13 protein-coding genes are annotated in these 19,334 nt (G+C 35.4%); 11 read left to right on the forward strand and 2 right to left on the reverse strand.

What is annotated here, in order from left to right:
• Window positions 1-39: 39 nt before the first annotated feature.
• Both BHE19_RS11250 and BHE19_RS11255 read left to right on the forward strand, forming a co-directional pair.
• Entirely contained in the window at window positions 40-702 is a 663-nt protein-coding gene (locus BHE19_RS11250; RefSeq protein WP_070907201.1) for a response regulator, read from the forward strand.
• 26 nt (window positions 703-728) lie between these two features.
• Complete coding sequence (locus tag BHE19_RS11255) at window positions 729-1,640, forward strand: sensor histidine kinase (protein ID WP_070907202.1); 912 nt, start codon at window positions 729-731, stop codon at window positions 1,638-1,640.
• A 7-nt stretch (window positions 1,641-1,647) separates the two neighbouring features.
• On the opposite strand, the gene BHE19_RS11260 is transcribed toward BHE19_RS11255, so the two are convergent.
• Window positions 1,648-2,142 carry a metallophosphoesterase family protein gene (locus tag BHE19_RS11260; RefSeq protein ID WP_070907203.1) on the reverse strand — a complete coding sequence of 165 codons (495 nt, stop codon included), beginning with the start codon at window positions 2,140-2,142 and terminating at the stop codon, window positions 1,648-1,650.
• Between the two features lie 219 nt (window positions 2,143-2,361).
• Complete coding sequence (locus tag BHE19_RS11265) at window positions 2,362-4,278, reverse strand: SPFH domain-containing protein (RefSeq protein ID WP_070907204.1); 1,917 nt, start codon at window positions 4,276-4,278, stop codon at window positions 2,362-2,364.
• Between the two features lie 498 nt (window positions 4,279-4,776).
• Between BHE19_RS11265 and truA the strand changes: the two genes are divergently transcribed.
• The 9 genes from truA to BHE19_RS11310 all read left to right on the forward strand — a co-directional run bounded on the left by truA (window position 4,777) and on the right by BHE19_RS11310 (window position 19,328).
• Window positions 4,777-5,511 carry a tRNA pseudouridine(38-40) synthase TruA gene (gene truA / locus BHE19_RS11270; protein ID WP_070907205.1) on the forward strand — a complete coding sequence of 245 codons (735 nt, stop codon included), beginning with the start codon at window positions 4,777-4,779 and terminating at the stop codon, window positions 5,509-5,511.
• A gap of 91 nt (window positions 5,512-5,602) precedes the next feature.
• Complete coding sequence (locus BHE19_RS11275) at window positions 5,603-7,357, forward strand: ABC transporter ATP-binding protein (protein ID WP_017496027.1); 1,755 nt, start codon at window positions 5,603-5,605, stop codon at window positions 7,355-7,357.
• Between the two features lie 143 nt (window positions 7,358-7,500).
• Window positions 7,501-8,085, forward strand: coding sequence for an NUMOD4 domain-containing protein (locus BHE19_RS11280; RefSeq protein ID WP_026109940.1), 585 nt, complete (start codon window positions 7,501-7,503; stop codon window positions 8,083-8,085).
• A 214-nt stretch (window positions 8,086-8,299) separates the two neighbouring features.
• Complete coding sequence (locus BHE19_RS11285) at window positions 8,300-14,143, forward strand: T9SS type A sorting domain-containing protein (RefSeq protein WP_070907206.1); 5,844 nt, start codon at window positions 8,300-8,302, stop codon at window positions 14,141-14,143.
• 312 nt (window positions 14,144-14,455) lie between these two features.
• Complete coding sequence (gene lpdA, locus BHE19_RS11290) at window positions 14,456-15,844, forward strand: dihydrolipoyl dehydrogenase (RefSeq protein WP_070907207.1); 1,389 nt, start codon at window positions 14,456-14,458, stop codon at window positions 15,842-15,844.
• A gap of 356 nt (window positions 15,845-16,200) precedes the next feature.
• A complete protein-coding gene (locus tag BHE19_RS11295) occupies window positions 16,201-17,154 on the forward strand; it encodes an SPFH domain-containing protein (RefSeq protein WP_070907208.1) in 954 nt (317 codons plus the stop codon).
• Entirely contained in the window at window positions 17,154-17,396 is a 243-nt protein-coding gene (locus BHE19_RS11300; protein ID WP_070907209.1) for an Rcat domain-containing protein, read from the forward strand. Before BHE19_RS11295 ends, BHE19_RS11300 begins: the two co-directional genes overlap by 1 nt.
• A gap of 12 nt (window positions 17,397-17,408) precedes the next feature.
• Window positions 17,409-18,341: a hypothetical protein gene (locus BHE19_RS11305; protein ID WP_070907210.1), complete on the forward strand. Its 933-nt coding sequence runs from the start codon at window positions 17,409-17,411 to the stop codon at window positions 18,339-18,341.
• Window positions 18,342-18,368: 27 nt separating this feature from the next.
• The gene (locus tag BHE19_RS11310) at window positions 18,369-19,328 is read left to right on the forward strand and encodes a DUF6620 family protein (protein WP_070907211.1); all 960 of its coding nucleotides are present in this window, start codon (window positions 18,369-18,371) and stop codon (window positions 19,326-19,328) included.
• Window positions 19,329-19,334: the final 6 nt, after the last annotated feature.

Below are 19,334 nucleotides of genomic sequence, written 5' to 3' on the forward strand. Positions count from 1 at the left end.
ATTTTTTCATTTATTTGCATTTCAGTTCCCCGAATAATTATGAAAGAAAAAATAAGAATACATCTGGCAGATGATCATCAGGTACTTATTGATGGCCTTAGCAACTTACTGCAGACGGTTGAAAATTTTGAAGTTGTAGGCAAATCATACGATGGCAATACTGTTTATGAAGATATTACTATAAACAATCCCGATATCCTGATTCTGGACATTAGTATGCCTAAAAAAGACGGGATCGAAGTCGTTAAAGAACTTCAGCAAAAAAATGTACCCTGTAAAATCATCATCCTCTCCAGCTACGACGATCTCAAAATTATTAAAGAAGTAATGAAACTAGGAGTAAAAGGTTATCTCACTAAAAAATGTGCCGGAGAAAACATTATAGAAGCCGTAGAAGCCGTTTATCAGGAACAGGAATATTATTGCGATGCCGTTAGAGAAAAAATCTTTAATATTTTCTCTCATAACAATCCGAAACTCAATAAAAATATCAAAGTAGACAACCCAATTCTAAGCGCCCGCGAAATTGAAATTATCACTTTAATTGCATTAGAATACAGTGGGAAAGAAATTAGCGAACAGCTCTTTATCAGTACAAACACGGTCGAAACACACCGAAAAAACATCATGAAAAAACTACAGATAAAAGGTTCTATTGGCTTGGTAAAATATGCTCTGAAAAATAATCTGATAAATTCCTGATCATTCTAAGAAAAACACCTTTTGCTATGTCCTTTTTCAGATACTTTATATTTTTCATTCTTTTAGCCACTTTCACCAGCTATCCTACTGTTGCTCAAGAAAAAACAGTTTCAAAAAACAACACGAATGCAGTTGTCGGAAATACCAAAAAAAACAATACTTGTCTTCCTGAAAAAATAAGAAACAAACAAATTATAAGCTTATCAATCGTGATGATAATCCTCTTGTTCTTTTTGTTTTATTTTTTCTACCAAAACAACAAACTGAGACAAAAGATTAAACGGAAAGATGCCAAGCAAAAAATATTACTAAATGTGATTAATGCGGGCATTGACAGCCAGGAAGTTGAACGTAAAAAAATTGCATCGTTTTTACATGACAACATTAATTCTTTATTATCTACTGTTGGACTGCATTTAAAAACTTTCACAACACTAAACGATATAAAATCAGACGAAATTCAGAAAGCAAAATCGATTCTACAGGAAGCACACGATCTTTTGCGAGATATGTCACACGACTTGGTTCCTACGCTTCTGGTTCGTTTTGGGTTAATTTATGCTTTGGAAGATCTATGCGAAAGAAACTCAAATTCTCATATAAATTTTAAATTTTCGAGCACCATTCCAACAGAAAAAAGATACATCGAAAAATTTGAAATGAAGCTTTACTTTATTGTTTCGGAACTTTTCAATAACATTGTAAAACACAGTGATGCCCAAAAAGCCAAGATTTTCCTATCCGAAAAAAACAATCAGTTTATCATTGTAATTCAGGACAACGGAAAGGGTTTTGAAACCCAAAGACTAAACAATTTTGAAGGTTTTGGTATTAACCGAATCAGGGCGAGAATCAAAAAATACAAAGGAAGTATCTCAATCACTTCAAAGGCAAACGAAGGAACCACTGTCAAAATTAAGGTTCCGCTACCCTTTTAATTTAGCTTTACTTTTTACCAATTTCAACTATTTCCAGATCCTTTATTTTATCACCGTCAATTACAAATCGTAACATTGTTCTTACCTGATGAAATCCGCTTTTCCCTGCCGCTCCGGGATTCATATGCAGCAGATTATTCTTTTTATCGAACATAACTTTCAGTATATGTGAATGTCCACAGATAAATAATTTAGGCGGATTCGACGCCATCTCTTCTCTTATATTGGGATTATACTTTCCCGGATATCCGCCAATATGTGTAATCCACACGGAAACATCCTCACATAAAAACCGATTGTGCAAAGGAAATTCTAATCTCGCCTGTGCATCGTCAATATTACCATATACACATCGCAGAGGCTTTAACTTTTTGATTGTATCCGTAACATTCAGATCACCAATATCTCCAGCATGCCAGACTTCATCGGCCTGAGCTACATATTTTAAAATAGTATCATCAATATGACTGTGGGTATCGGAAAGGAGAAGAATTTTTTTCATTCAAAGGTGCAAAGGTTCAAAGGAGCAAAGATACAAAGGTTTTTTTTAAAAAGGTGCTAAGGTGCTGATGAACTAAGATACTAAGGTGTTAAGGTCCTAAGTTTCTTTACATTTCACATTTTACAATAAAAAAATCCGACTCGTAAAAAAACGAATCGGATTTATTAGATATTATGTGTTCCAGTAAAAAACACACTCACCTTTCAGGACTATAACTTATTATCCTTTTTTGGGTGATTTTGTTTCTTTTAAATCTTTGGTATCCATCATTTCCATGAGTTTCAACCCAAGTAAACCACTAATAGAACCATCAGAGCCGCCATTTCCGGAGATTAGTACATCTGGAATTACTTTGATATTTCCTTTACCAATTTCTTCGGTGACTTTGTATCTGGTAAAATTATCCCCACCCATCGCACTAACTTGCAATTGGTATGATTCTGCTGTCGATTTACCAACAGCCATAATTTTCTCTGCTTCGGCCAAACCGGTTTTTGAGATACGCTCTGCCTCGGCACTTGCATTCAATTTGGTCGCTTCCGCCTGTGCACCTGCTCTTGCTTTCGTTGCTTCTGCCTCAGCATTTGCCCGCATTTTAGTTGCTTCGGCTTCAGCGTTCACATTCAGTTTTAAACTGGTAGCGTCACCTTCTGCTTTCTTAACGGTCGCGTCGGCAGTACGTTGTGCAATTTCAACACTTTGCGAAGCGCGCACAATCTCTTTCTGCATATCTGCAATTGCCGTTTCTTTTTCCATTCCCTGACGCTGTTCCTGAGCCATTCTTTGGGTTTGATATGTTTTTTGTTCTTCTTCAGCCAACTTTCTGTCCGTTAAGGTTTTCATCAGCGAATCCGGCGGAACAATATCTCCAATCAATGTATCAACAGCATTAACATTATACTCGTCAAGTACTAATTTTATGTGATTCTTAGCAGATTCCTGACGTTCTTTTCTGGTACTTAAGAAAGAAATTACCTCACTGTCCTGAGCCGAGTTTCTGAAATAGTTACCAATTGTAGGCTCTAAAACCTGAGAAACCAGATTGTTCATGCTTCCAAAACGCGCAATTACTTTTGGGGCTTCATTTGCCGGTACGTGGATAATCTGCGCTACGTCAAGATTAAAAGGAAAACCGTCTTTCGAACGAACTGTAATAGTAGACAGGTTTTTATCTAAATCATGCGATTCACTACGAGCATTTGCCCAGTTTAAAACTAAATTAGTTGTTGGCACGGGCTCCAGTTTGGTCGTGTATTTGTTCAGAGCATACTTCCCCGGTCCAAAAGGCTCCATCCAAACACCTCGCTGTCCTTTTGAAACAATATTTCCATGTTTAAAAGTATCACCCGTAACATCCTGACCGTCTTCTCCAATATAAGAAATCACCACACCAACATATCCGATTGGTACATCCGTCATCGGGTTTTGTTCGATTAAGATTCCCCACGTATTAATGTAGTACGATCCTGCCAGCATTACCTGAGGCTGCAGACCACGATTTCCTCCTTTGTCCAAAAATTGATCGAAGTCCTGAAAGTTATTATGTCCTTCGACAAACTTCCCGGCGATTTGTCCCTGCGGAATAGGCTCTCCGTCAAGAGCGGTCACAATACCAATCATATTCTCATAAATCTTGATCTGATCTGCAATTATAATTTCAAACAAAAAGGTATTAATACGATACGATCCCGTTGTAATAAATGCGGTCTGACGTCCTTTTTGTCCTCCATTGTTCAAAAAAGAAGTAGCGTCCTGAAAATTATCACTGTCCACTCTTCTTGCCAGGATTCTTCCGGTTGGAATCTCCTGCCCGTCTTTACTTAAAACCAATCCAATTTTACCTTCGGGAATAACCGTAAATCCGGTCATATCAATTGAATATTGCCAGATCCACATTCCCCAGTACAAACCCGGAGCAAGTGTTTGCGCCTGATAACCGGCTTCACCTTTTGTAGCAATAATACGCCCGTCGGGAAGCGATTTATCAGCTCCGAACAAAACAAATTTCTTGGTTACCAAACCAATTTTATTTTCCGGAACCATAACCATTCCGAAAAATACACGCAAAATAAATTTGTAAAAAACAATGGCAAATAAGATTAAAATTATCCACCAATAAGAAGTAATTTCATTCATAGTTTTAATATTTTAGTATTACAAACATAGGAGAAATACTTCCTGTTAAAATGAAAAATTTTAAAATTTAACTCTTATTAATATTTACTTAAAAAACTTAAAATTCGATTTCTTCTCCATCGTTAGAATTGTCAATTTCTGACACGATTTTTAAGTCTGTTAACTGCGGTTGGTATTTTGGGTTTTAACAGTTTCTTCATAGGTCCAGAGGCGCATAGCTACAAAGGAACAGAGGTTTTTTTTAAGGGACTAAGAGGCTAAGGTACTGAGAGGCTAAGACACTTATGAGACTAAGTTATTCTAAGATTCTTTCAATTATTCTTATTTAACAAAGAAACCTCTCCCCTTTGCTCCTTTGAACCTATCAAACAAAAAACTTAGTTCCTTAGAATCTTAGCATCTTAGTATCTCAGAACCTTAACATCTTTTTTTAAAAAACCTTTGTACCTTTGTACCTTAGAGCCTTTGTCCTTTAAAAAAAACCTTTGCACCTTTACCTTGAGATATTTTATTCAATTTGCTTATAACGGAACTAATTATCATGGCTGGCAATTTCAGCCCAATGCCTCTTCTGTTCAGGAAACTTTAAACAAAGCACTTTCCATTTTATTGAACACTCCTATAAGCGTTATGGGTGCCGGAAGAACAGATACCGGAGTTCATGCGGAAGAGATGTACGGACATTTTGATATTCAAACTCCACTGGATATTTCAAATTTAATACACAAACTCAACTCCTATTTACCCAAAGACATTGCTATTTTTAATATTCTTCTGGTTCACGATGACGCTCATTGCCGATTTGATGCTACTAAAAGAACCTACGAATACCATATCAACACGGTTAAAAGCCCTTTTTTACAAGAATTAAGCTGGTATTTCAATCAAAAATTAGATGTAGATCTGATGAATGAAGCTGCAAAAATTCTACTGAACCATACCGACTTCCAATGCTTTTCCAAAGTAAATACAGATGTCAATACTTTTGATTGCACGGTTTTTGAGGCGTATTGGAAACAAGAAAACCATAAGCTTATTTTTACCATCTCGGCCAATCGTTTTCTTAGAAATATGGTTCGCTCAATTGTTGGAACACTAGTAAATATTGGCTTGCATAAAATTTCCCTAACTGATTTTGAAACGATCATCGCCAGCAAAAGCAGAGAAAAAGCCGGATTTTCGGTGCCGGCACACGGATTGTATTTAACCGAAATTGATTACGATTACTTATAGCTGTACGCTTTAAGCCGTAAGCAATAGGCTTTAACCATGAAGTGAAAGCCTATTGCCTAAAGCTTATAGCTTAAAGCATTAAAAAAAATAAATGAAAGCAAAAGCATTTGATACCGGATTATTCAAACGAATCTTAAAATATACCAAACCTTATAAATGGCGCTACTACGGCGTTATTATTTTTGCTGTATCTCTTTCTATTTTTGCAGCTCTTCGCCCCTATTTGCTAAAACAAACGGTCGACGGCTATATCAAGACACACGACAAAGAAGGTTTACTACTTTATATCATGTTAATGGGAGCGGTTCTTTTAATGGAAGTTTTCTCTCAGTTCTATTTTGTCTATTGGGCCAACTGGCTTGGACAGGATATCGTAAAAGACATTCGTACCAAACTTTTTAAACACATACTAAGCTTCAGAATGAAGTACTTTGACCTGGTTCCGGTGGGACAATTGGTTACTAGATCTGTTTCGGATATTGAATCGATTGCCCGAATTTTTAGCCAGGGCCTTTTTATGATCATTAGTGATTTAATGAAAATGCTTGTAGTCCTTATTTTCATGTTTTACATGAACTGGAAATTAACATGGATCGTAGTCGTTGCCATGCCGATTCTGGTTTACATAACCCGAATATTCCAACGTAAAATGCAAGTCGCTTTCGAAGAAGTCCGCACGCAGATTGCCAATATGAACTCTTTTGTACAGGAACGTGTTACAGGAATGAAAATCGTACAGCTTTTCAATCGCGAACAAATTGAAGCTGATAATTTTAAAGAAATCAATAACAAACACAGAGTTGCCTGGATCAAAACTATTTTATACAACTCGATATTTTTCCCTATTGCCGATATTATCTCTTCTATTACCTTAGGGGTAGTGGTCGTTTATGGTGGATTCAAAATCCTGAACGGAGATCATTTTACAACTTTCGGAGATTTATTTTCCTATACCATGTTTATCGGAATGCTGTTCAATCCATTACGGCAGATTGCAGATAAATTCAACGAGATGCAATTAGGGATGATTGCCGCCAATCGTGTTTTTGATATCATCGATACTCAGGATCATATTCAGGATACCGGAACAATTGAAGCTCCAATTTTTGAAGGAAGTATTGAATTTAAGGACGTCCGTTTCAGTTATATTCCGGAAGAAGAAGTCATAAAAGGAATTGATTTATCTGTCGCTTCAGGTCAAACTGTCGCTATTGTAGGTTCAACCGGAGCAGGAAAATCTACCATTATCAATTTACTGAATCGTTTTTACGAAATTAACAGCGGTACAATTTGCATTGACGGCCATAATATCGAAAATTATACTCTGGCCTCGCTTCGAAAACAAATTGCCGTGGTTTTGCAGGATGTTTTTTTGTTTGCCGATACGATTTATAACAATATCACTTTACACAATCCCGAAATTAGTCGTGATCAGGTTTTAGAGGCCGCTAAGAAAATTGGCGTGCACGATTTCATCATGAGTCTGCCGGATAATTATGATTTTGATGTAAAAGAACGAGGGGTTATGCTTTCGTCCGGACAGCGTCAGTTAATTGCTTTTTTAAGATCATATGTCAGTAATCCGAGTATTTTAATTCTGGATGAAGCAACGTCTTCAATAGACACCTATTCGGAAGAACTCATTCAGCGCGCTACCGAAACGATTACCAAAGGAAGAACTTCGATCATCATCGCACACCGATTGGCTACGATTGTAAATGCCGACAAAATCGTTGTGATGGATAAAGGTCTGATCGTAGAACAAGGAACGCACCAGGAATTGCTCCTTAAAACCGACGGATATTATAAAAACCTGTACGACTCTCAATTTGCTGTAGCGAACTAGATTTCAAAATGCTAAAAAAGTTCTTAAAAAAGTTAAAATAGCGTTATAAGAATCATAAATCTACTGATTCACAGTCTTTAGGATAGCACTCTTTTTTTTTGAATTATTTATCTTTGAGAGACAAAATTCAAATGCAAAAGAAAATGCCACAAAACAGATTTTATCCAAACGAAGAATTCAAAGAAATAGAAATAAACGCCTCATTACAACTTAAATATGCTATTTCAAACAAAGGCCGACTCATTAGTTTTACAGATGAAATTCAAAACGGACGTATTCTAAAAGGCGGTTTAAGCGATGGTTATCCTACTTTTAGATTTAAGGTTAAAGATGGTGACAAAATTGTCAACAAATACCTCTTTCTGTACAAATTAGTCGCTCATTATTTCATTCCGAAAGAATCAGAAGAACAAACCTATGTGCTCCATCTGGATTACAACCGCAGCAACGACGATGTAAAAAATTTATGCTGGGCAACAAAAGCCGAAATGATGGCGCACAGCCGTAAAAGTCCACATGTCATTCAGGCAAAAAAGAATCTGATCGAGCACAATTTAAAAGCCGACGGAAGAAAGTTAACGACTACCAAAGTCATGTTAATCAAAAAAATCCTCGCACGCCCGGAACAAAAAACACGTCTGAAAATGATTGCCAAACAATTTGGTGTTAGCGAAATGCAAATCAGACGTATCGCCAGCGGTGAAAATTGGGGCCATGTAAAGGTCTAATACATACAAAATCATTCTATTATTATCATTATCCGGAGCTTCTTAAAAAGAGCTCCTTTTTTTTGCACCAACGCCAACAAACAAACCTCTCATTTTTAAGCGTTTAAAATAATTTCAGAACAAAACTTTAAAATTCAGAGTCAAAAAAGGCAGAATAGTACGATTAATACTTTTATTAATTGTAAACTTGTATACCAAATTCAAGGATAATTTTATGAAGAAAAAACTACTTATCTTACTGTGTTTAATCAGTTTATCTGCTTTTGCACAAACCACTTTAATTCCTGACCAAAATTTTGAACAGAAATTAATCTCTCTCGGATTAGATACCGTTCTCGATGGAAAGGTACTAACTTCAAACATTTCATCTGTTACTTCTTTAGATGTGAGTTCCAGTTCTATTAAAAGTCTTAGAGGACTTCATGCTTTTACTAATCTTGAGACTTTGAATTGTTCCAACAATGAATTGACCGGATTAGACCTTTCTCTAAGTCGCAAACTTTCTACTTTGATTTGTCATTCCAATAAAATACAAAGTTTAGATTTTAAACAAAATCCGCTTTTGAGAAATTTGGACTGTCAATCCAATTTAATAAATTATTTGGATATATCTAAAAACGAATATTTAACTCAATTATATTGTTCTAAAAACAAGCTAACTTCTTTAAATATTACTAAAAATTTTAATCTTCAGGGGCTTTATTGCTCAGATAACGTATTATATACTTTAAACCTTACCAACAATAACGTTCTTGTTAATCTTGTTTGCAACAATAATAGACTCAAAAGTCTTGATCTTTCTAAAAATACACTCTTAGTCGATTTATATTGCGAAAACAATCGAATAACTTCTTTAGATGTTACTAGACAAAACAAACTCCGAAACGTTAATTTGAATTCAAATGAGCTTATAAATCTAAACCTAAAGAATGGCAACAATCAACTCTTAAATACTAATAATTTAAGTTTTCTACGTAATCCTCAATTAGCATGCATACAAGTCGACAATACTTTATTTTCTAATACAAACTGGCAAGATGTAAAAGATCTTGCAGCAAGTTACTCTGTCGACTGTCCTCTTTATACTTTCATACCTGATAGTAATTTTGAAAATACTCTTATTGCTTTAGGAATTGATTCGGGAACCCCTGATAGAAAAGTACTAACTTCAAACATTTCTTCAGTAACAACACTAGATTTAGGAGTTAATACAACTATTGAAGATTTAACCGGAATACAAGACTTTACAGCACTTCAAACTCTAATTTGTCATGGAAATACAGGTGAGGTAATCAACGGTGGGAACGGAAAATTAAAAATTCTTGATATTTCTAAAAACGTAAACCTGACCACTCTGGATTGCTCCTATAACCAGCTTATAAATTTAGATGTCACCAAAAATCCTTTACTGGTTTCGTTAAAATGTAACGTCAATAGATTTGATAAAATTGATGTTACTAAAAATGTTAATCTGGACTATCTTGATGTAAGCAGTAATTCTATTTTTCAACTCGACGTTTCCAAAATTCCAACTTTGCGTTACCTGAGAGCTGACAACACAAAACTTACCTATCTGGATATTTCATCTAATCCGAATATGGTTGGATTATTTTGCAACAATTCGGATTTAAGAAGTTTAAATTTAAAAAATGGAAATAACCAATTAATTTCAGCACAAGACATAAACTTCAAGGGAAACCCAAATTTAAACTGTATTCAGGTCGACAATGCCGTAAATGCTACTACAAACTGGTCTGCTGCCAAAGATGCCGCCACAAATTATTCAACCGAATGTGTAAATGATTCATTTACATTGATTCCCGACAGCAACTTTGAAAATGCACTTATAACTTTAGGAATCGATGCAGGAGTTCCGGATGGAAAAATCCTGACTTCAAAAGTTTCTTCTGTCACTAAATTAGATTTAGGAACCAATACAACCATTACAGATCTAACCGGAATACAAGATTTCAAAGCACTTGAGTGGCTGGTTTGCCAAGGAAATACTGGTCGTGCAGGCGATGGCGGAAACGGAAAACTAAAAACACTTGACGTCTCCAAGAATACAAATCTAACGATTCTTGAATGCTCTTTTAATCAACTTACCAATTTAGATGTAACGCATAACCCATTACTGCGTTCCTTAAGATGTAGTGTAAATAAATTAACAGCAATTGATGTTTCTCAAAACACAAAACTGGATGATCTTGATGTAGGCAGTAATCAAATTACTACGCTTGATGTCTCAAAAATCCCAACTTTACGTTTTCTGACTGCCGAATCTACTAAACTTACCACATTAGATCTTTCCTCTAATCCGGCATTGGTTGGATTATTTTGTAGAAGTTCGGATTTGACAAGTTTAAATCTAAGAAATGGTAAAAACCAATTAATTGTACCTCAGAGTATAACCTTTACAGGAAATCCAAATTTAACTTGTATACAGGTTGATGATGCAGCATTTTCTACTGCAAACTGGTCAGCTGCCAAAGATGCTTCTGCCATTTACTCGAACCAATGCCAGACAGGTCCATACACCCTTATTCCTGACAGCAATTTCGAAAGTGCTCTTATTTCCTTAGGAATTGATTCAGGTGTTCCGGATGGAAAAGTACTGACTTCAAACGTTTCTTCGGTGACAAAATTAGATTTAGGAACCAATGCAACCATTACTGATCTAACCGGAATTCAAGATTTTACAGCGCTTCAACGGTTAATTTGTCATGGAAATTTTGGGCATATGGACACAGGCGGAAATGGAAAACTGACTACTATTGACGTTACTAGAAATACAAAACTAATTGCTCTTGATATCTCATACAATAAAATTACAGCTTTAGATGTGTCCAAGAATCCCTTACTGATTTCACTAAAATGCAGCGTAAATAAACTAACAAAAATTGACGTTTCTCAAAATATAAAACTGGATAATCTTGACATCAGCAATAATTATATTACCCAGCTTGATATTTCGAAAATTCCAACTTTACGTTACCTAAGCGCTGATTACACAAAACTTACGGCACTGGATATTTCCTCTAATCCGGTAATGGTTGGGCTATTTTGTAACAATTCGACTTTAACAAGTTTAAATCTAAAAAATGGACAAAACCAATTGATTGCAGCGCAAAGCATAAACTTTAAAGAAAACCCTAACTTAACTTGTATTCAGGTTGATAATGCCGTAAATTCTACTGCAAATTGGTCTGCAGCTAAAGATGCTTCTGCCAATTACTCAAATGAATGTCAGACTGGTCCATATACTCTTATTCCTGACAGCAATTTCGAAAATGCTCTTATTTCCCTGGGAATTGATTCAGGTGTCCCGGACGGAAAAGTACTGACTTCAAACGTTTCTTCGGTGACAAAATTAGATTTAGGAACCAATGCAACCATTACTGATCTAACCGGAATACAAGATTTTACAGCACTACAATGGTTAATTTGTCATGGAAATTTTGGACACATGGATACAGGTGGAAATGGAAAATTGACCACTATTGATGTTTCTAAAAATACAAAACTGACTGTTCTCGATGTCTCATTCAACAAAATTACAAATCTGGATGTTACCAATAATCCATTGCTAATTTCTTTAAGCTGTAACGTTAATAAATTGACCGCAATTAATGTTTCTAAAAACACAAAACTGGATAATCTTAACATCAGCAATAATCACATTACACAGCTTGATATTTCCAAGATTCCAACTTTACGTTACCTAAGCGCTCATTATACAAAACTTACGGCACTGGATATTTCCTCTAATCCGGTAATGGTTGGGCTATTTTGTAACAATTCAACTTTAACAAGTTTAAATCTAAAAAACGGTCGCAACCAATTGATTGCAGCGCAAAGCATAGACTTTAAGGAAAACCCCTATTTAACTTGTATACAGGTTGATAATGCCGTAAATTCTACAGCAAACTGGTCTGCTGCTAAAGATGCTTCTGCCAATTACTCAAATGAATGTCAGACTGTCCTGTACACGCTTATTCCTGACAGTAATTTCGAAAAGAAACTGATTCAGCTGGGAATTGATTCAGGAACTCCAGACGGAAGAGTATTAACCTCCAGTGTTAAAACCGTAATGTCTTTAGATGTCTCTCTAAGCAACATTACAGATTTGACCGGTCTGGAAGACTTTACCTCTTTGACATCATTAAAATGTCAAGCAAATTATACTTTAAAAGCGCTGGATGTTACAAAAAATATCCATTTAACTACATTGGACTGTAGCAATAATTATCTTATAACAACTTTAGATGTATCGAAAAATACTGCTTTAGTTGATTTAAATTGTTATTACAATAAACTGAGCACTTTAGATGTAAGTGCTAATACAAACTTAACCACTTTACAATGTTCATCAAATAAATTAACAAACCTTAATGTTTCGAACAATAAAGCCTTAACTAAATTAGATCTTGGTTATAATTTAGTTTCTAATCTGGATGTGTCGCAAAACACCAAATTGACATCATTAACTTGTACCTCAAATCAAATTTCTAACTTAAACATCAGCTTAAATACAAAATTAACTGAACTATGGGCTGGAAACAATAAATATGATGTCCTAGATGTTTCAAACAATACCGCTTTGACATCTTTAATATGCAATACAAATCAGCTAACATCAATAGACATTTCCAAAAATACCGCATTGACAAGATTGTTAGTCTACCAAAATAAGATAACAAGTATAGATATTTCAAACAATCCGTTACTAAGTTCATTTGACTGTAATTCGAACTTAATCACCAATCTTAATGTTTCAAAAAATATAGATTTAAACTTCCTTTACTGTGACAATAATAAATTAACAGTTTTAGATGTTTCTGCAAACACTAAGCTTGGCACATTCGATTGTGCTAACAACCTGCTCACGAACCTGGATGTTTCTAATAACAAAAATCTAAGATCGCTTGAATGTGAATCCAACAAACTGGTAAATCTAAACCTAAAAAATGGTAATAATTATAGGTTTGATCCATTTCCAGGCTCTGATCCTAATTTTATTTTATATAGAATAGACTTTAGAAACAACCCTGATTTAACTTGTATTCAGGTTGATGATGCTTATTATTCAAACGAGAAATGGTCAACAAGAAAAGATCCAAAGGCAAAATTTAGCGAAGATTGCAACAATAGTACCTTGATAACAGATTCTAATTTTGAAGATTTTCTTATTGCTGCAGGTATTGACACTGACGGAAAAAATGGAAAAGTTGCCACCTCCAGTATTGCTAATATTAAAGTTCTGGACATTTCAAATTCAAACATCTCGGATTTAAAAGGAATTGAAAACTTCACCGCTTTAGAGAAATTTATCTGTAAAGGAAATTTAATTACTACAGTTGACATGTCGAATAACACTCAGTTAAACTATCTGGACGTCTCAAACAATCCACTGACTAGTGTTAATGTTTCTAAAAATAAATTATTAAAAGAATTTTATTGTAATGGAATACAAATTATTCTAAAAAAATCGACTTCAACCTCTAGCAGGTTAACAACTTTAGATGTGTCGAACAATACTTTGCTAACAAATCTTAACTGTTCGAACAATCAGCTTTCAAGTCTTGATTTATCAAAAAACACTAATCTGACAGAAGTAAACTGTTCTAATAACCTTCTAACCGATTTGAATTTACAAAGTGGAAACAACGGTATTTTAGTCAACTTAAATTTAAAAAACAATACTCAATTAACTTGTATAAAAGTTGACAATCCTTCTTCCTCAACTGCTACCTGGACAGATGCAAAAGATGAAATCGCAAAATACTCAGCAACTTGCCGTACTTTAGAAACAAATGAGCAGGTTTTTAACAACATCAATATTTATCCAAATCCATCTCATGGCGAGTTATACATTACAAACGTTTCAGTAACAAAAGCAACGATCTATGACAGTTTGGGTAAACTTGTAAAAGTAGTATCCTTAAAAGGAGATACTCAGGAAAATTACATCGATTTAAAAGGAATAGCCCAAGGAGTTTACTACATCTTTATCGAAAACCCTGAAGCACATACCGTTAAAAAAATCATCATTAAATAAGTATTCGCCTATTTCACTAAAAAACACATTTTATTTTTTAAAATGTGTTTTTTTTTATTACAAATTAATGATCCATCTTTCTCTACTTTGTTATTAAAAAAAAATAAAATACCAATTAAACTTTATTCTTTTCTATAACTTTTCTCAATATCTGTGTGAAAAGATCAAATTCAGCAAGGGTGAAAAGAAATTTTAAAGTATTTTTTAAAATAAATCCTTAAATTCGCAAGCACAAATAACAAAAGAATAAATCGATAAATGAGTTTCGGAATTAAACTTCATTTTCGGTAATAAATACTAAAAACCAAAAAAATGAAATACGACGTTATTGTTTTAGGAAGTGGTCCCGGTGGATATGTAACAGCAATCAGAGCTTCACAATTAGGCTTTAAAGTAGCTGTAGTTGAAAAGGAAAACTTAGGTGGTGTATGTTTAAACTGGGGATGTATCCCAACAAAAGCACTATTAAAATCAGCTCAGGTTTTTGATTATCTAAAACATGCTTCTGACTATGGATTGAAAGTTTCCGAGTTTGACAAAGATTTCCCTGCAGTGGTTCAACGTAGCCGTGGTGTTGCTGAAGGAATGAGCAAAGGAGTTCAATTCTTAATGAAAAAAAACAAAATTGACGTTATTGAAGGTTTTGGAAAACTAAAACCAGGTAAAAAACTTGACGTTACAGACAAAGACAATAAAGTTACTGAATATAGCGCTGATCATATTATCATCGCAACCGGTGCTCGCTCTCGTGAGTTACCAAACTTACCACAAGACGGCGTAAAAGTAATTGGTTACCGTCAGGCAATGACCTTACCAACTCAGCCAAAATCTATGATTATTGTAGGTTCAGGAGCAATTGGAGTTGAATTCGCTCACTTCTACAACTCAATGGGAACAGAAGTTACTATTGTAGAATTTATGCCAAATGTAGTTCCTGTAGAAGATGAAGACATCTCAAAACAGTTCGAAAGATCTTTGAAAAAAGCAGGAATTAAAGTAATGACTAACTCATCTGTTGAACGTATTGATACAACAGGTGCAGGAGTAAAAGCTTTTGTTAAAACTGCAAAAGGAGAAGAAGTTCTTGAAGCTGACATCGTACTTTCGGCAGTTGGAATCAAAACTAACATTGAAAACATCGGTTTAGAAGAAGTTGGAATCGCTGTTGACAGAGATAAAATCTTAGTAAACGCTTACAACGCAACTAATATTCCTGGATATTATGCAATTGGAGACGTTACTCCGGGACAAGCTTTGGCTCACGTAGCTTCTGCTGAAGGAATTAACTGTGTAGAAAAAATTGCAGGTTTACACGTAGACCCAATCGATTACGGAAACGTTCCGGGTTGTACGTATGCAACTCCAGAAATCGCTTCTGTAGGTTTAACGGAGAAACAAGCAAAAGAAAAAGGATACGAATTAAAAATTGGTAAATTCCCATTCTCAGCTTCAGGAAAAGCAAAAGCTGCCGGAACTCCAGACGGATTCGTAAAAGTAATTTTCGATGCTAAATACGGAGAATGGTTAGGATGCCACATGATTGGTGCAGGTGTTACCGATATGATTGCAGAAGCAGTTGTAGCCCGTAAACTTGAAACTACAGGTCATGAAATTCTTAAATCTATCCACCCTCACCCAACCATGAGCGAGGCTGTTATGGAAGCTGTTGCTGATGCTTACGGCGAAGTAATTCACTTGTAAAAATATACCGTTTTACGGTTGTCTATAATTTTCAATTTAAAAGAATCCGATTTGTGAAAGCAAGTCGGATTTTTTTATGGCGTGTCCCTCCGGGTCAGGCTGTCCGCTGTATCTTTTATGGCGGACCCCGCCATAAAAGGATGCCGCTCCCATCCTTCACGCTAAATTGTTTTCAGTATAACCAAGTTCTCCTGCAAGGTTTTCAAAACTTTAAGAATCTACAAGAGGCTTATCTGTAAAGTATGTCATCCTATGTTTTAAAACTTTAACAAACGAAAAATTGTTAAAAACTTGACACAGAAAAACATTGTAGTCGTCTTATAATTCTTATTTTTATTCCTTATAAATAAGAATTCATGAAGCTACCTTTTATAGAAATAATTGAAGCCACAACAAGTGACCCAAATTTACTGATGTGGAAATTTTATGATGAAGACAAAGAAATCAAAAACGGCGCAAAACTAACCGTTCGGGAAAGTCAGCACGTTATGCTTTTAAATGAAGGGCAGCTCGCTGATGTTTTCTCTCCTGGGCTTTACACCTTATCTACCGAAAACATCCCGGTTTTAAGCAAACTAAAAGGCTGGAAGTACGGTTTCGAAAGTCCATTTAAAGTGGATGTTTATTTTTTCAATACGCATCAGTTTATCAATAATAAATGGGGAACTCCCGCTCCTATCCTGCTCAATGACCCCCAATTTGGTCAAATTAGAATTCGCGCTTTTGGTAGTTTTGATCTTAAAATTGCAGATGTTGCCAAATTCTTCCGTCAATATGCCGGAACTTACAGCCAGCTGACCATTTTTGAACTGCAAAATCAATTACGAGATTTTGTCGCTCCAAAATTTGGTGAAGTTTTAGCAAACGAAAACATAACTGTTACGGATATTGCCGGAAACATAACGCAACTGGGCAAAAAAATAGAGCCCTATCTTAAACCTTATTTCGAGCAATTCGGAATTGAGCTGACTCAGTTCGTTATTACCAGCGTAACCTTACCGGAAGAAGTAACAGCACATTATGACAAAATCACCAACATGAATATGGTAACCGATATGGATAAATTTACCAAATTCAATACTGCAACTGCCATCGGCGATAAAGGAACAGCACTTCACGAGGCAACTCAAAATGCCTTAAGTATGGGGATTCTTTTAAATCAACTACAGCAGAATAAAGAGACTTCAAAAGAAGAAATAAAAGACGATCTGACCTCAAAACTTCAAAAACTAAAATCTTTGTTTGATGCCGGTTTAATTGATGAAGAGGAATTTAAATCGAAGAAAACAGAATTATTAAGTCAGTTGTAATGGAAGAGAAAAAAGTAAATTCATTTTTGAGCAGGCTTAAAGAAAATGCACAAAAACAAACGAATTATGGCGGAGATACAGAAATGACCGAAGCCAAAATGAATGCCAAAGACTGTCCAAATTGTGGCGCAGGAAGAGCCAAACAAGACGGATTAACGCATTGTGCCTACTGCGGATTTGAGTTTTTGAGTGTTAACCTCACAGATGGCGTTTATCTTAAAAAAGAAGACAATTCAATTTAAACCTATAAAGTAATGTTCGGATTATTTAATAAACAAAAAGACGAAGCTCTTCCGGAATGGTATTCGGAGCTTCAGCAATCACAGGAAAGATGGTTTAACTTTTTAGAAAAACTGGAAGCCAAACTGGAAGAATTTGCAACTGCTGCAATTCCGGAATTGAAAGAGATTCTTCAAAGTGATGATGATTTATACAAACGAACTTTTCACAGAGTGTATTCAGGTGTAAATGGTCAATTATCAAATATCAGAGAAAAAGCGAGACATACTTACGAAGAAAAAATTATCGACGTTTACAATCATTACAATTCTCAGATTTCCGTTTTAAGCAAACATTACAATTTAGTATCAAATTTCAGAAATGTCTGTTCAGATCGTCATAATGATTTTGAAGATCAATACGAATATTGGAGAAAACAAATCGAAAAAACACAGGAGCGTGATCTTGAAATTGAGTACCAAAAAATACTCGACGAATTTGAAGCAATCAAAAATAAATTCAACTGCACACAATGTGGAGGAAATATTGAGATCGAAAAAATCTTTTTAATCGAAACTTATATCCAGTGTCCGTATTGCAATACTCAAAATACGTTTGCTCCCAGCACACAGGCCAGAAATCTGCAAAATATCGCCAGAGGTCTGGCAGAGCAAAGAACAGCGCATCTGTACGAAGCTTTTGAAATCGAAAATAACAAAGAACGTGAATTGTACCATCAGCGTCATGAATTAAGTTTGAGTAAAATTCACGAATCTGATAAAAAAGTACTGAGTCAAATTCTGGCAAAAATGGAGGAACTTGAAGAACAAAGACAGTTTGTGATTAAAAATGCCCCAAAACTGCATCAAATCTATTTGCGTGCCATGTATGACGAATGGAATAAAATCACTCCCGATTTGAAAGAACACAATGAAAAAATGTATCAAAACCAATTACAATATTTATAGTTTATTAACCCTTAAACAAGCAGAAAAATGTTTAAAAAACTTTTTGGAGCCTTAACCGGAGACAACAAACAGGAAAATCAAAATTATGAAGCTCAAACTTCAAACAATAATTATGAAAATGATTATGAAGATAACTATCAGGAAACAGAATATGATCCCGAAACCTTACACGGCACACATTATTCTGTAGAGGATTTCGACAATGAAGTAGCTGCCAGATCTGAAGCATGGATCGCCGACGAACGCGCAAGTGGAGAAAATCTTGACGAAAAAGACGTTCAAAATATCTATTTTAATTACAGAAGAGAAGTATATACGGAATGGAACAACTGCGATTCAGACCAAATGATTCGTTTTGAGCACGCCAATTCTTTAAAATACAGTGGAGTTCAGGTTTCAGGATTTGTAAAAGTAGAGGACAATAATCCTTTTCTAGAGCCCGTACACGGAGTAGATTTAAGAACTTATACTGCAATGTGTCTTAAAATAAGCGCCGGAATAGATTATCTTGAAGTGTGCAAAGCGATGGGGTTTGAACCGGCTGTTTGGGAAGAGCTAAATACGATCTGGCCTCAGCGCATGGGCGAAGATACTTCGTTTACAGTTACTACTTTATTTGGCCAATACTATGCCGAAAATGTAACCGTACCACAATTAGAAAATCTGAAAGCCGAAACTTCGGAGGAAGGAGCCGCTAACCTTGAAAGAATCAGAACGGATCGCTACTTCTACGAAGAACTTGCCGGAGCCAGACAGGCAGCTTACGAGTACGGAATTGATGGTGCTCAGTGGATCCTGGAAAACTTCGGAATCAATCTGGCAGATTTCCAATCTGTTGCCATGCAATGGATGACGGAGCAAAATCAAAACTGGAACTCTGAAGACATTAACGAGTTCTTCAATTACCAACAAGAAAAACAAAAAGAGTATGCCGCTAAATTTGCCGCAGAACAAGGTGGAAACATCGCAGACGATGTAAATTTCTAAATTGAC

Source organism: Flavobacterium tructae (genome assembly GCF_001853485.1).
Classification (GTDB): Bacteria; Bacteroidota; Bacteroidia; order Flavobacteriales; family Flavobacteriaceae; genus Flavobacterium; species Flavobacterium tructae.